This window comes from Acinetobacter sp. 24-47-67 (genome assembly GCF_056779735.1).
The window spans coordinates 1-14,189 of sequence record NZ_JBWYIK010000015.1; the positions used below are offsets into that span (position 1 = coordinate 1).

A 14,189-nucleotide genomic window follows, 5' to 3' on the forward strand; every position below is an offset into this window, starting at 1 on the left:
GTGTGGGGTTACCCATGTGAGAGTAAGTCATCGCCAGCTCATTATTCTAAACACCCCCTTCAATACAAGGGGGTGTTTTTTTATATCAAAAAATTGAATTTGAAAATAATTTGAGTAGATATCGCGAAATTTTTGGATTCATTCTGATGTTTAGTGTACTGCTGAAATTTTCTCTAAAAAATATTTTGTCCTTTCATGTCGCTCTAGTGGCTTATTAAAGAAGTCATCAGTCGGGCAATCCTCTAGAATTTTGCCTTGATCCATAAATATCACTCGATCTGAAACTTTTTTTGCAAATCCCATTTCATGGGTAACACACATCATCGTCATGCCTTCTTTTGCAAGTTGGCTCATGACTTCAAGCACTTCACCCACCATTTCAGGATCTAATGCAGAAGTGGGTTCATCAAAAAGCATACAGACTGGGTCCATACAAAGACCACGTGCAATCGCGACACGTTGTTGTTGACCACCTGATAATTGTCCTGGAAATTTATCTTTGTGTGCTGTCAAACCTACTCGATCCAAATATTGTAAGGCCTTTATTTTAGCGTCTTCAGTTGAGCGATTAAGTACTTTGATTTGTCCTATTGTTAGGTTATCTAACACAGTCATATGAGGAAAAAGTTCAAAATGTTGAAATACCATACCTACTCTAGATCTGAATTTTGCTAGATTCGTTTTAGAGTCTTTTAAAGCGGTACCATCAACGATAATATTTCCTTGTTGAAAAGGTTCTAAAGCATTTACTGTCTTAATAAGTGTAGATTTACCTGAGCCAGATGGACCGCATACAACGACAACTTCACCTTTGTTGATAGTGGTTGAGCATTCGCTAAGTACCTGAAAATCTCCATACCATTTGGATACATCTTGAATTTCAATCATTGGCATTTTGATTCTCCTTATCGAATAATGGCTATTTTTTGATGTAAGCGTTTAACTAGTCGTGAAAGTGCAAATGAAATGACAAAATAGACGACAGCAACAACTAGATAGAAAACGGCTTTGGTTTCCGAACCATAGGTATTAGCTAAAGTATTTGCATTGCCTAAGAAATCTGGTGCACTGATGACATAAACCAAAGACACATCTTGAAAAAGAACAATGGATTGCGTCAATATCACGGGTAACATATTTCTAAAAGCTTGGGGTAAAACTACATATGACATCGTCTGGCGATAATTAAACCCCAAGGCGTAACCTGCATTCACTTGTCCTTTAGAAACTGATTGAATGCCAGAACGGACAATTTCTGAAAAAAAGGCAGCCTCAAAAATGGCGAAGGTTACTACACTTGAAAATAAAGGTCCCCAATAGGTGTGATATTGGAAATCGAAAAACTTAGGAAGTAAAAAGTAAAAGATAAAAATAACTTGAATGAGGGGAACACCTCGAAAAAAGTCGACATAAAATTTTGCAAATCCACTGGCAATTTTATTATTTGATAGACGCATCATCGCGATTGGTGTACCAAGAAGAATCCCACCAATAATCGAAAGAATGGTTACTGTAACTGTAAATTTAAAACCAGCGATCAAACTTGCAACGACATCGGGATGAGTTAGAACACTAAAGTCCATTTTATTTACCTCCCGAACCTAGACCTGGTACAGCCATCCGTTTCTCAATCCATGCCATCAGGTATTTAATTGAATAAGTGATGATGAGATAAACAGGTGTTGAAAGAATTAAAATGACCACGTCTTGAGAGGTTTCTTCTCGCATTGTTTTGGTATATGCAAAAAAATTCAAAACACTTAAGGCAAAAAGTACGGCTGAATTTTTAAATACATTCATTGCTTCTGATGTCAGTGTTGGCCAAACGATTCGATAAGCCACTGGCAGAATGACATAACGATAACTTTGGTTTAAATTTAAACCAATCGCATAAGCTGCATTTTTTTGACCTTGTGAAACGGTATTAATACCTGCTCGAACCTGCTCAGCAATCCTTGCAGCGGTATATAGACCCAGTGCAAATACACCAATAATTGCTGGATTATTATTTAAAATATTTTGCCACCATCCGCCAGGAACCATTTCACCACTTCCAGTACTCATACTTAATGGCAGGAGTTGAGGAAAAACGAATGCCCAGAAAAATAATTGAACGATTAAGGGTATATTTCTGAATAACTCTACATAACAAGTCCCAATGAATGAAAGTAACTTATTGGGTAATGTACGCATAATGCCAATAAGTGAACCAAGTAAAAATGCGATGAAAAAGGCAATGACAGCAGTCCAGATCATGGTCCAAATACCTGATCCAAGTATTTGTAACCAGGTCGGTGCATCAGCAACAGCTGAATAACTTGAACCTCCAATCGCACTACAGATAGATTCAGCCCAATCTTTTTTATCAACGCCATATTCGTTAGATGCCAAGCAAAATGACGTCCAATTTAAAGAACCAACAGCCATTGAAATTTCCTGCAATGGTTACGAGAAAAAAGGGCTTAAGTGTTTCTATTTAAGCCCTCATAATTTTTGTTATTTAATCCCTGCATCATTCGGAGATGCTTTTAATTTTTTAAATGAGCTACTCATAGGCATGTTTAGATTGATATTGCGTGGTGGAATAGGTGATAAGAACCATTTTTTATAAAGGGTATCCATTTGACCATTTTTCCACATTCCAGTTACCACACGATCTGCAATCGCTTTAAACTTGGCATCCCCTTTAGGCAGCATAATTCCGTAAGGTTCTGACGAAAGGACTGGACCTACAATTTTAAAATCTTGAGGTTTTGATGATTTGGCAATGAGCCCTGCAAGAATATTGTCATCCATAACAAATGCAGCTGCACGTCCCGAAGCGACCATTGCAAAAGAATCAGCATGATCTTTACCATAGACATTGGTAACTTTTATTTTTTCTCCTCGTGCACCCATTTTAATATATTTATCCGAGGTTGTTCCTTGCGTTGTGGCAACGGCTTTACCATTTAAATCACCTAAATCTTTGAAAGGCGCTGAAGCTTTGACTGCCATACGTACTTCAGTGGCAAAGTAATTTGTAGAGAAGTTGACTTGCTGTTGTCGCTGGACAGAGTTGGTTGTCGTCCCGCATTCCATATCAATGTTTCCAGCGAGCATTTCAGGAATTCGCGTGGAAGAAGTAACCGCTTTATATTCAACTTTTAAGTTGGGGAGTTTTAAGTCTTTTTTTAATTCGTTAGCTACGTTATTACAGATATCGATGGCATATCCCATAGGTTTACCACCCACGATATATGAGATTGGATCAGAAGATTCACGATACCCGATGATCACTTTTCCATTTTTTTTGATTTTCGCAATCGTGTCAGTAGCATTGGCTTGACTCATTGTTCCACCAGCGATGATGAAGCCTAATGCGCTGAGAAGGACTTTACCAGATAGACTTTTCATCAAGAAATCTCCATGTCTTTTAATATATCGTTCTTATAATTTTGACAGTTCTCAAATTTGGTTGAAATCTATTCAAAATAAGCTATTAATTATTTTTATACTTTCTATGAGAATAAGTAAAGAATAAAAAATACTCGAAATTCAAATGAATTTAGATTTTTTGATTAACGCGAAACAAATCATGAGCTTATAAAACCTTAATCATGAGTAAGTGGTTTATTTTTAATCAACCATAACTGCAGATAACGCTAAAAAATTATTTTTTTTATTTAAACTTGAGTGCTCATATTTTTTTGAATATTAATTAAAAAAAAGTGATTGAATTATAATGTATTTTATCCTTATTTGTTATTAACAATTAAGACTAATTGATTAACTTAACACTTGAAACTTATGTTATAAGAATTGTAGGCATGATTATTGCTTAAATAATAACGATGTTAGGGGGTAATGATTAATGAAATTAGCGTTAGGACTAAAAGTATCCAATTCTTTGTCTTTGACACCCCAGCTCCAACAAGCGATCCGACTTTTACAATTATCCAGCTTAGAGTTGGAGCAAGAAGTTCAATTGCAGTTGGATAGTAATCCCTTACTTGAGAAGGTGGAAGACGATTCCCCAATGCAAAGTTTGGAGGAGTTGAATCAGGAGCAGTCTGCTAGTGATCTTACTCGAGAATTAAATGCAGATCATTTACCAAATGATTTACCTGTAGATACTGAATGGGATGATGTCTATACTCATCAATCATCATCAATGGAATTACCAGAATATGAAGAACGTGAGGATAATCGTTCAATTCAAAATACACTGAAAGATCATATTTTACAGCAAGTTAATCTCCTAAATTTCTCCCAAACTGATCTTTTGATTGCCTATTGCATCGTAGATGGTTTGGATGAAAAAGGCTTTTTAGATGAGAGCGTTGAAGAAATTCACCACGCAGTGCTGACTTTACTCGCACAGATGGATATTCAAGAAGATGTTGAGATAGATGAAATTTTAGTGGTGTTGAAACATATACAAAGACTAGAGCCGATTGGCGTTGGTTCACGCAATCTTGTGGAATGCTTATATGTTCAGCTTCAAGTATTGCCTAATACCTTACCTTGCCGTAATGACGCGTTATTGTTATTGCAGCATTATGAATTATTGATTGCCAATGACCTAAATAAATTACTGAAGCAAACAGGTTTTAAACTTGAACAGTTAAAAGCAGCAATACAACTTTTAAAATCATTACAACCCTATCCAGGTCTAATGTTTGAGAATAAAGAATCTGATTACCAGGTACCTGATGTGGTGGTGGCAAAGAAAAATGACAGTTGGCATGTGCACTTAAATCCGGATATTTTGCCAAAATTACGCATCAATCCTTATTATGCAAATATGATTCGTCGAGCTGATCAAAGTGCAGATAATCAATATTTACGCAATCAAATGCTTGATGCTAAAAATTTTATTAAAAGTGTAGATGAGCGCCATAAAACGCTTTTAAAAGTAGCGACATGTATTGTTCAGCATCAACGAGATTTTTTAGAGTTGGGTGCTGAAGGAATGAAACCTTTGGTGTTGAGAGATGTGGCGGAGGAGGTTGAGTTACATGAATCAACAGTATCTCGTGTAACCACCAATAAATATTTGCTTACGCCGAGAGGGTTGTTTGAACTTAAATATTTTTTCTCAAGCCATGTTGGAACAACGTCAGGTGGTGAAGCGTCTTCAACTGCGATCCGAGCAAAAATTAAAAAGTTGATTGCTGAAGAGAACCCAAGAAAACCATTATCTGATAACAGTTTAGCTAAGTTGTTAAATGAGGATGGTATCGATGTTGCACGTCGTACAGTCGCAAAATATCGCGAATCGTTACATATTCCTGCATCATCCGATCGAAAAGTCTTGATCTGAAATTTGAAGTGTGATTATTCTAGAGGTTCATTATGACGAAATAATGAATCTCTTTTTTTTAGTTACACGAGGTTTAGCCAGCATGATTTCATGACTTAAATTTGCAGAATAATTCTATGTTGAATGTTCTGTCATGCAATCACATGGCTTAACTCAATCAAATCCTTTAGAAGGAGAGGGATAGGATTATGCAAATAACAATTCGTGGACATCATTTAAGTATTACTCCTGCAATAGAAGAGAATATTCGTTGTAAATTCGCCGAAATGACCAAGCACCTTGATCAGGTCAATAGTATGCAGGTGAAACTCACAAAGGATCACCAAGTCGATAAGCGTTCGAAAAAAGGAAGTTCGAATCATATCGCTGAAGCAATCGTGCGTTTACCAGGCGTCGAACTTTTTGCTCAGGCATCTGGCGATGATATGTATGCATCAATTAAAAAATTGACTGAGAAAATAAAAAGACAGTTAATGCGATATCGTAAAATGCAAATGGCTTTTCAGCCGCTGCCTATATGACGGTCTGTAGCTGAAAATAAAAAAAGAGGTATATTGCCTCTTTTTTTTATAGATAAATTGTATAGCAGATGAATTCATTGAATGAGTTATAGTAAAATAATCCGTTTTTACACAATCGATCGTCCCATGAGAGGTCTTTGCAATGAATAGTGAACAGCTCACTGAAATCTTAAAAGCTGCTTTCCCTTCTGCTGATGTTGCTGTAAGTGGACAAAGTGGGAAATTTGACCTCCGTATTGTAGATGATCTGTTTGAAGGTAAAAGAACAGTTGCTCGTCAACAAGCAGTTTATGCTCCTCTTAACGAATATATTAAAAGTGGTGCAGTTCACGCTGTAACCATACGCGCAATGACAAAAGAAGAATGGCGCAAAGCTAGTCTTTTCGGAGCTTAAGGAATAAATGGATAAATTTCTAATCACTGGTGGTAAAAGACTACAAGGCGAAGTTCGCATCTCTGGTGCAAAAAATGCTGCATTGCCACTTTTAGCAGCAATGATTCTTGCTGAAACACCAATTACGCTCAGAAATGTACCCAAGCTTAAAGATGTTCATACGCTTGTAAAATTAATTGCAGGTCTTGGGATTAGCATGAAGTATGAAGGTGACACTGTTGTCGCTGATACTTCAACCCTTGATAATCAATTTGCACCATATGAACTCGTAAAGACTATGCGAGCTTCTATTTTGGTGCTTGGCCCATTGCTGGCGCGCTACGGTAGTGCAAAAGTATCTTTACCTGGTGGTTGTGCTATTGGCTCACGTCCTGTTGACCAGCATTTAAAAGCATTAGAAGCTTTAGGTGCGGAAATTGAAGTCGAAGCAGGCTATGTCAATGCAAAAGTTGATGGTCGCTTAAAAGGCGGTGAAGTTGTTTTCGATATGGTTACTGTGGGTGGGACAGAAAACATCCTCATGGCTGCTGTCTTAGCAGAAGGTGTTACTACCATCCGTAATGCGGCTCGTGAACCTGAAATCACTGATCTTGCACAAATGCTCATTAAGATGGGTGCGAAGATTGAAGGTTTAGATACGGATACATTAATCGTCACTGGCGTAGAAAGTTTGCATGGTTGTGAATATTCAGTTGTTGCTGACCGTATTGAAACAGGATCTTATTTAGCGGCTGCTGCTATTACGGGCGGACGAGTTAAAACGACACATACAGATCCATTGCTGATGGAATCAGTGTTGGATAAATTTGAAGAAATGGGTGCAGAAGTTACGCGCGGTGATGATTGGATCGAACTCGATATGATGGGTAAGCGTCCTAAGGCCGTTAGTTTCCGTACATTGCCTCATCCAGATTTTCCAACAGATATGCAAGCACAATTGATGGCGGTCAATGCAATCGGTCGTGGGTTTGCAACAATTTCAGAAACGATTTTTGAAAACCGTTTTATGCATGTACCTGAATTGTCACGTATGGGCGCTAATATTCAGGTTGAAGGTAATGATGCAGTTGTAACAGGAGTTGAAAAACTTTCAGCTGCACCTGTTATGGCAACAGATTTGCGTGCTTCATTTTCTTTAGTTTTGGCTGCTTTAGCTGCTGAAGGAGAGACTTTAATTGACCGTATTTATCACATTGATCGCGGTTATGAAGATGTTGAAGCAAAATTACAAGGTTTAGGTGCCCAAATTAAGCGAGTGAGCGAGTAAGTTAATGAGCGATATGAGAAACGGTGATCCTAATTTTGACGTAATGGGCAATTTTGATCATGGTTTAACCTTAGCATTAAGTAAAGGTCGTATTTTAAAAGAGACATTGCCATTGCTAGAAACAGCAGGGATTAATCTTTTAGAAGACCCAGATAAATCGCGTAAATTAATTTTTCCTACGACGCATAAACATGTTCGAATTTTAATTTTACGTGCATCTGATGTACCAACGTATGTAGAAAATGGTGCGGCTGATATTGGTGTTGCAGGTAAAGATGTACTGATGGAACATGGTGCACAAAATGTCTATGAACCATTAGATCTTAAAATTGCAAACTGTAAGTTAATGACAGCGGGCAAAGTGGGTATGGAGCGTCCGAAAGGTCGTTTGAAGATCGCGACCAAGTACGTGAATTTGACGCGTCAATACTATGCGAGCTTAGGTGAGCAAGTTGATGTGATTAAACTTTACGGTTCGATGGAGCTTGCACCATTGGTTGGTTTGGGTGATTACATCGTCGACGTCGTGGACACAGGTAATACACTTCGCGCGAATGGCTTAGAGCCTCTTGAAGAAATCTGTAAAGTGTCTTCTCGATTGATTGTGAACAAAGCGAGCTTTAAGCGTAAGCAAGCCTTACTTAATCCGATTCTTGCACAGCTTGAAAAAGCGGTGGATGAACGAGAAAATGCAAAGCAAGTGAAAACTGCTTGAGTTTGTTGATTTTAAGAACCGCCCGAAAGGGCGGTTCTTTATTATACAAGACTGTATTTTCTGATTTGTTCTATTAATTGAAATTGTAATTTATCTAGATTTACATATACTGGGATAAAATCAATTTCATATTCTGGATGTTTTCTAAGTTTTAAATTTATTTGATTTATCGTTAGCTTTGTATTTAGCACTTTCAAATCTGATATGAAAATATTGCATCCTTGATTCCAATCATTAAGAAATCTATTTAATTGATTATCTAAAGTAAACCGTGATAAATCTGATATTAACGAGTAAATATAGGCAGTATTGTCTTTAATTTCTTGTACTTTATGATTAAAGTCTTCTGAAGATTTTAACTCATCATAAGAGTTTTTTCTTTCAGAAATCCAATATAATAAATTAAGCTGTTCCCTATAGTTGGTGTTTAGTAAGCTGATAATTTGAAAAGAAAGTTTTGAAATTTGTTGGGAGTTAAATTGTTTTTTCCATGAAAGAAAACCAACAATAGCAACTATTGGCGTCAGTACATAAGCTGTTGTGGTAATTATGGTATTTATTCGATGCATACTTACAGCACAAATCAATGATTGACCTTGACAGTAATAAAAATATTGAAAGAATCCACAAATAGCTAAAACAACGACATAAACACCTAAATAGTAACCGACATATTTTTCTATTTCTTTCATCTAAAACTCCCCCGAATAAAATCAAATCATGATAAGAACAGAGCTCAATAGAAAATTCAATTTAATCAAAAGTTATTTTCAATCATTTCTATCTGGGTTGCTTGAATGAAGATGCCCACAAATCAACAGAAAACAGGTAAACTAAAGCTTCCCTTTAATTTCATTGTGGATAAATTGATGCGACGTTTATCGACTCAAGATCAAAATTTTAAGCAAGACTTTGCTGACTTGCTCGCTTTTGAAACCGTGAGTGACCCAGAACTTTTAAAAACAGTAGACCAAATCATTGCCGATGTTCGTCAACATGGTGATGCTCATGTTCTCAAACTCACACAACAGTTCGATCGACATCCAGCGCATCAATTTTCAGATTTAGAACTGACACAAGAGCAACTTAAAGCTGCATTTGATCATTTAACGGCTGAAGTTCGAGAAGCTTTAGAGTTGGCTGCAAATCGTGTCCGTGAATTCCATCAGGCACAAAAACAAGATGGTTGGACCTATGTTGATGCTTTGGGTAACACCTTAGGCCAAAAAGTGACGCCGCTTGACCGTGTTGGAATTTATGTGCCAGGTGGTTTAGCTTCATACCCATCATCAGTACTCATGAATGCAGTTCCTGCACACGTCGCAGGAGTGCCTGAAATTATTATGGTTGTGCCTGCACCAAATGGTGATTTAAATCCATTGGTGTTGGCAGCTGCGTATTTGGCAGGTGTCACTCGAGTGTTTACGATTGGTGGTGCGCAAGCGGTTGCAGCATTGGCCTATGGTACTGAAACCATTCCAGCAGTAGATAAAATTACTGGACCGGGCAATCGTTTTGTTGCGGCAGCAAAACGCGCCGTATTTGGTCAGGTAGGTATTGATATGATTGCAGGTCCTTCAGAAATTTTAGTGTATGCTGAAGGGGACAATAATGCAGAATGGCTTGCAATGGATCTTCTGTCTCAAGCAGAGCATGATACTGTTGCTCAAGCTGTATTTATTACGCCAGACGAGCAACTGCTTCATGATGTCGCGATTGCAATTGAAGAGCACTTAAAAGCACTTCCTAAAGCAGAAATCGCACGAACTTCTATTGCTAATCGTGGTGCGCTTGTTTTAGTTAAAGACCGTGCCGAAGGTGCAGAATTGATCAACCAAGTTGCCCCTGAACACTTGATGCTATGTTTAGATGAAGCACAAGAAATGGCTGAAGGTATTCGCCATGCAGGTGCTATCTTCATGGGGCGTTATACGCCTGAAGCAATTGGTGATTACTGTGCAGGTCCGAACCATGTATTGCCAACCTCGGGTACGGCACGTTTTTCATCACCACTCGGAGTGTATGATTTCCAAAAGCGTTCAAGCTTAATCATGTGTTCAGAGGATGGCGTGAAAACCTTAGCGAAAACAGCAGATATTCTTGCACAGCAAGAAAACTTAGATGCTCACGCTCGTTCAGCACGATATCGTTATCAGTAATTTAAGCGATAAATTTAGAATGAATATTCCTCTCTAAATCTGTTTTTAAGCATTGCTTGAAATCGAAATGCAAGTGAGGTTAGGTGAGGGTAATTAAAAAATCTCTCCCTAACCTCCTTAGTCAGTGAGGGGAATTTAGAGAATTTAAAAATGAATATTACAGTAGAACAAATGCGTTTTTGGAGTCCCGAAGTACGTGAACTAGAGCCATATGTGCCTGGTGAACAACCCAAAATCCAAAATCTTTTAAAATTGAATACCAACGAGAACCCGTATCCACCATCTCCAAAAGTTGTAGAAGCGGTACAACAAGTTTTAGCAAATGGCGCGGATGTTTTACGTTTGTATCCTGACCCTGACGCATCGGAATTAAAGCAAGCAATTGCGAAACAGCAACATGTTCCAGTGGGACACGTGTTTGTTGGTAATGGTTCTGATGAGGTTTTAGCTCATATTTTTAAGGCATTTTTTGTTCAAGATTTGCCAATTCTTTATCCAGATATTACCTACAGTTTCTATCCTGTTTATAGCCAATTTTTTGGTGTGAAAACTCAAATTTTGCCTTTAAACGAAAAATTTGAAATTGTTGTGGATGACTATAAGCAACCAAATGGCGGCATCATTATCACCAATCCAAATGCCCCTACCAGTATTGCACTTGGTTTGTCTGCAATTGAGGAAGTACTTCAATCGAACCCAAATTCAGTGGTTGTGATTGATGAAGCATATGTAGACTTTGGTGCTGAATCTGCAGTGGCTCTCGTAGAAAAATATGACAACTTGGTGGTCTGTCAAACAACTTCGAAATCACGTTCGCTTGCGGGATTAAGGGTCGGGTTTGCGATTGCACAGCCGCATTTAATTGCAGCGTTAGAAGCGGTAAAAAATAGCTTCAATTCATATCCAATGGACCGTTTTGCGATTGCCGCTGCAGTGGCGTCTTTCGAGGATCAAGCCTATTTCGAAGCGCAAAATGCCAAAGTGATTGCTAGTCGTATAAAGTTAGTTGAGCAACTGAAATCCTTAGGGTTTGATGTGTTGCCTTCTGCCGCAAATTTTATATTTGCAACACTGCCTAGCAAAGATGCAGGTCAGCTTGCAAATGAATTGCGAGAGCGTGGCATTATCGTAAGATATTTTAATAAACCACGTATTAATCAGTATTTGCGTATCACCATTGGTACAGATGAGCAAAATCAACGTTTAGTAGACACCTTGAAGAATGACATTTTAAAAGTGTGAGTGCTGCAAATTTTTGTTGTTGAAAAAGCGACCAGATAGGTCGCTTTTTTATGATTCGTACCATTGATTCATCAGTTTTAGCATGGCTTCAACCTTATCAAAACATTCTTGATATTCTGCATCGCAATCTGAACTGATTGTGACACCACCACCAGCCCAAATAGACACATCTTGCTGATATTTTTGAATCGTTCGGATCAAAATATTCCAAGAACCAGTACCATCAAAATTGAAATAACCAATAGAGCCACAGTATGCACCGCGTGGGGACTCTTCAAGTTCTTCAATAATTTCCATCGCTCGAATTTTGGGTGCCCCCGTTATTGAACCGCCGGGGAGTGCTGCGTGTAAAACATCTAATTGATGAACATCGGATTTTAACGTCGCTTCAATTTCACTGACCATGTGGTGGACTTGATTAAAGCTTTCAATGTTAAATAATTTTGGTGTCTTGACAGTGCCAGTTTCTGCATAAATGCTTAAATCATTTCTGAGAAGGTCAACAATCATTAGATTTTCGGCTTTATCTTTCTCAGAGTTGATGAGTGTTTGTTTTGATTCTTGGTCTTTTTGAGGATCTTTAAAGCGTGGCATGGTGCCTTTGATCGGTTTAGTGATCATTTTTTTATTGGGTCTAAACTCGATAAATAACTCAGGTGAACAGCTCAAAAGTTCAAGGTTATCAATTTTAAGATAAGCAGCATAAGGAGCATTTGTGAGTGCCCAAAAAGGTTTAGCTATACTCAGTAGCTCACCTTCAGCTTGTGCTACAAATTCTTGAGTTAGGTTAATTTGGTAACAATCCCCAGCAACAATGTAATCTTGTACTCGTTGAAATGCAGTTCGATATTGTTGTTTAGTCCAACGTGCTTGCATGGGTGAACTGAGTTGAAATGATGATGGACTAGATTGCTGAAAACAGTCTAATAATCGTGTATAAAGGCACTCGGCATTATGTTCAGTGCTATAGAAAACCCAATTATTATTTTCATAAATCAAATAGCTTTCATACAAGCCAAAAAACAATTGTGGTTGTTTTTTTACCTTGGTGTTGATTTGAAAATTTGCTGCAAAATTATAATCATAGTAACCAATGTAACCGCCTCTGAAATAATGGCTTGCAGAATCTGGAAGTGAATTTTCGCTACATTGAACAAAATCTTTGAGTGAAGAAAATTGGCTTTCATACTGATAATTAAAATCAGAACAACGCACAAATTGACTGAATCCGCCGTTTATATAAACGCAATATTTTTTTGGCAAAAATCCGATAATCGGTAAATCCTGATTTTCAAGATATACCAATCCTGTCAATGAACCAATTTTTTGCAAAAAATCAGCTTTACTTAGTCCTGAAATTTTTAAGTTTTGTTTAAAAAATGAAGCACTTACCATTTGTGACTTGTTACACTCTTTTCAGAAAATTTGCATCACCCATTTAATACTAGTTCACACTTATGCCATTTATCGGGAATAGGTCGAATTTTCTTAACAGATATTGATCATAAGATAACATAAGGTTAACTTAATACTGCAAAGCGAACTGCTCAAGGATGAAGTTTCAGTAGTTAAATTATAAAAACTTCAGAAACACGGAGAGCAGTCAAAAAAATGAAAAAATGCTCTTGGGAGAGTACATAATGAAATTATTCACAAAATTGGCTTTAGTTTCTTCAATGGCGGTGAGCGTGAATGCTATGGCGATGCAGGCAATGGATGATGCATCACTCAGCGCAACGACTGGTCAAGATGGTATTACTATTGCCATTGATACAACTGCTGGTATCGAAATCGATAAGTTATATATTCATGATAATGATGGTTTTACAAATAGCGCTTTGACATTCGGTGATACGACCATTAATACAGCTGGCACTGCTGATCCAACAATTGGTGCTGGTGCAATCACGGTTAACGGTTTAACGATTTCAAAGGGTACTGGAAATACTCAAAACTTAGCAACGTTGAAAGTTGATGCCGCAGATGTTGGTGGTCAAGCGGTACTTAATGTTCTTGCTGAAACTGGTGCTTTAGACATCAATGTTGGTTCTATTGGGGTTGCAAGCTCTGGCACTTACAGTTCTGATGACAATGTTCGTGGTGTTGTTGAAGGTTCTGAAAAACAAATTATTACAGGTTTAACATTATCATTGGGTGCAACCAAAGCAAACGTTCAATTAGGTAATGCACCTCAAGGCGCTATGATTGTCGTTGATTCTGAAATCACTGGTGGTTTATCTACAAGCTTAACTATTAATGATACATCTACATCGGGTGGTGGTAGCATTGGAATCGAGGGCTTGAAAGTTACAAGTTCAGGCAGTAAAAACCTGAATGCTGACGCCAAAATTGGTGTAACAAAAGATGGATTATATATCAGCCCAGCTCAATCACCATTGAATGCTTACATCCAAAAAGTTTCTTTAGGTGAAGCTAATAAGAGTATCGGTTCAATCGAAGTTCAAGGTTTGAATTTGGGTAGCACTTCAATCAAAATTTCTGGTCACTAAGTTTTTATACAAAAAACGCGTGTTGATCACGCGTTTTTTAAATTTTGCGAATTTGAAATTAAAAAGTAAAAGTACT

At 37.7% G+C, this 14,189-nt stretch carries 14 protein-coding genes; 8 read left to right on the forward strand and 6 right to left on the reverse strand.

All coding sequences use genetic code 11. From position 1 onward, the window contains the following. Positions 1–150: 150 nt before the first annotated feature. The 4 genes from AC1M9K_RS13655 to AC1M9K_RS13670 all read right to left on the reverse strand — a co-directional run bounded on the left by AC1M9K_RS13655 (position 151) and on the right by AC1M9K_RS13670 (position 3,396). Positions 151–894, reverse strand: a complete 744-nt coding sequence (locus AC1M9K_RS13655) for an amino acid ABC transporter ATP-binding protein (protein WP_035270823.1) — start codon at positions 892–894, stop codon at positions 151–153. Positions 895–905: 11 nt separating this feature from the next. Continuing rightward, complete coding sequence (locus AC1M9K_RS13660; protein WP_180028741.1) at positions 906–1,583, reverse strand: amino acid ABC transporter permease; 678 nt, start codon at positions 1,581–1,583, stop codon at positions 906–908. Position 1,584: 1 nt separating this feature from the next. Continuing rightward, positions 1,585–2,427, reverse strand: coding sequence for an amino acid ABC transporter permease (locus AC1M9K_RS13665; protein WP_035270829.1), 843 nt, complete (start codon positions 2,425–2,427; stop codon positions 1,585–1,587). 69 nt (positions 2,428–2,496) lie between these two features. Beyond that, the gene (locus AC1M9K_RS13670) at positions 2,497–3,396 is read right to left on the reverse strand and encodes an amino acid ABC transporter substrate-binding protein (RefSeq protein ID WP_180028739.1); all 900 of its coding nucleotides are present in this window, start codon (positions 3,394–3,396) and stop codon (positions 2,497–2,499) included. Positions 3,397–3,853: 457 nt separating this feature from the next. On the opposite strand from AC1M9K_RS13670, the gene AC1M9K_RS13675 reads away from it, so the two are divergent. The 5 genes from AC1M9K_RS13675 (at position 3,854) to hisG (ending at position 8,202) form a co-directional block, all read left to right on the forward strand. Beyond that, complete coding sequence (locus AC1M9K_RS13675; RefSeq protein WP_481589564.1) at positions 3,854–5,305, forward strand: RNA polymerase factor sigma-54; 1,452 nt, start codon at positions 3,854–3,856, stop codon at positions 5,303–5,305. Positions 5,306–5,493: 188 nt separating this feature from the next. After that, positions 5,494–5,826 carry a ribosome hibernation-promoting factor, HPF/YfiA family gene (gene hpf, locus AC1M9K_RS13680; RefSeq protein ID WP_035268921.1) on the forward strand — a complete coding sequence of 111 codons (333 nt, stop codon included), beginning with the start codon at positions 5,494–5,496 and terminating at the stop codon, positions 5,824–5,826. A gap of 142 nt (positions 5,827–5,968) precedes the next feature. Further along, on the forward strand, positions 5,969–6,220 hold the full coding sequence (gene ibaG, locus AC1M9K_RS13685) for a BolA family iron metabolism protein IbaG (RefSeq protein WP_035268923.1): 252 nt from the start codon (positions 5,969–5,971) through the stop codon (positions 6,218–6,220). Positions 6,221–6,227: 7 nt separating this feature from the next. Next, positions 6,228–7,487: a UDP-N-acetylglucosamine 1-carboxyvinyltransferase gene (gene murA, locus AC1M9K_RS13690; RefSeq protein ID WP_481589565.1), complete on the forward strand. Its 1,260-nt coding sequence runs from the start codon at positions 6,228–6,230 to the stop codon at positions 7,485–7,487. Between the two features lie 4 nt (positions 7,488–7,491). Beyond that, on the forward strand, positions 7,492–8,202 hold the full coding sequence (gene hisG / locus AC1M9K_RS13695; protein ID WP_481589566.1) for an ATP phosphoribosyltransferase: 711 nt from the start codon (positions 7,492–7,494) through the stop codon (positions 8,200–8,202). Positions 8,203–8,243: 41 nt separating this feature from the next. Here the strand turns inward: hisG and AC1M9K_RS13700 are convergent, their stop codons facing one another. After that, positions 8,244–8,894, reverse strand: a complete 651-nt coding sequence (locus tag AC1M9K_RS13700; protein WP_481589567.1) for a hypothetical protein — start codon at positions 8,892–8,894, stop codon at positions 8,244–8,246. 165 nt (positions 8,895–9,059) lie between these two features. Between AC1M9K_RS13700 and hisD the strand changes: the two genes are divergently transcribed. Then, positions 9,060–10,361, forward strand: a complete 1,302-nt coding sequence (hisD, locus tag AC1M9K_RS13705) for a histidinol dehydrogenase (protein ID WP_481589579.1) — start codon at positions 9,060–9,062, stop codon at positions 10,359–10,361. Between the two features lie 150 nt (positions 10,362–10,511). Further along, entirely contained in the window at positions 10,512–11,603 is a 1,092-nt protein-coding gene (gene hisC, locus AC1M9K_RS13710; protein ID WP_035268929.1) for a histidinol-phosphate transaminase, read from the forward strand. Between the two features lie 48 nt (positions 11,604–11,651). Here the strand turns inward: hisC and pabB are convergent, their stop codons facing one another. After that, entirely contained in the window at positions 11,652–12,998 is a 1,347-nt protein-coding gene (gene pabB / locus AC1M9K_RS13715; protein WP_481589568.1) for an aminodeoxychorismate synthase component I, read from the reverse strand. A 245-nt stretch (positions 12,999–13,243) separates the two neighbouring features. Between pabB and filA the strand changes: the two genes are divergently transcribed. Continuing rightward, positions 13,244–14,113: a putative pilus system protein FilA gene (gene filA / locus AC1M9K_RS13720; RefSeq protein WP_092768589.1), complete on the forward strand. Its 870-nt coding sequence runs from the start codon at positions 13,244–13,246 to the stop codon at positions 14,111–14,113. The last annotated feature ends 76 nt before the right edge of the window (positions 14,114–14,189 follow it).

What these genes read in the sequence shown, in the direction of transcription:
- hisG (WP_481589566.1), top strand. Translation starts at nt 7,492, where the DNA reads ATGAGCGATATGAGAAACGGTGATCCTAATTTTGACGTAATGGGCAAT.
- AC1M9K_RS13660 (WP_180028741.1), bottom strand. Translation starts at nt 1,583, where the DNA reads ATGGACTTTAGTGTTCTAACTCATCCCGATGTCGTTGCAAGTTTGATC.
- pabB (WP_481589568.1), bottom strand. Translation starts at nt 12,998, where the DNA reads ATGGTAAGTGCTTCATTTTTTAAACAAAACTTAAAAATTTCAGGACTA.
- AC1M9K_RS13670 (WP_180028739.1), bottom strand. Translation starts at nt 3,396, where the DNA reads ATGAAAAGTCTATCTGGTAAAGTCCTTCTCAGCGCATTAGGCTTCATC.
- hisC (WP_035268929.1), top strand. Translation starts at nt 10,512, where the DNA reads ATGAATATTACAGTAGAACAAATGCGTTTTTGGAGTCCCGAAGTACGT.
- filA (WP_092768589.1), top strand. Translation starts at nt 13,244, where the DNA reads ATGAAATTATTCACAAAATTGGCTTTAGTTTCTTCAATGGCGGTGAGC.
- AC1M9K_RS13700 (WP_481589567.1), bottom strand. Translation starts at nt 8,894, where the DNA reads ATGAAAGAAATAGAAAAATATGTCGGTTACTATTTAGGTGTTTATGTC.
- murA (WP_481589565.1), top strand. Translation starts at nt 6,228, where the DNA reads ATGGATAAATTTCTAATCACTGGTGGTAAAAGACTACAAGGCGAAGTT.
- AC1M9K_RS13655 (WP_035270823.1), bottom strand. Translation starts at nt 894, where the DNA reads ATGCCAATGATTGAAATTCAAGATGTATCCAAATGGTATGGAGATTTT.
- AC1M9K_RS13675 (WP_481589564.1), top strand. Translation starts at nt 3,854, where the DNA reads ATGAAATTAGCGTTAGGACTAAAAGTATCCAATTCTTTGTCTTTGACA.
- AC1M9K_RS13665 (WP_035270829.1), bottom strand. Translation starts at nt 2,427, where the DNA reads ATGGCTGTTGGTTCTTTAAATTGGACGTCATTTTGCTTGGCATCTAAC.
- hpf (WP_035268921.1), top strand. Translation starts at nt 5,494, where the DNA reads ATGCAAATAACAATTCGTGGACATCATTTAAGTATTACTCCTGCAATA.
- ibaG (WP_035268923.1), top strand. Translation starts at nt 5,969, where the DNA reads ATGAATAGTGAACAGCTCACTGAAATCTTAAAAGCTGCTTTCCCTTCT.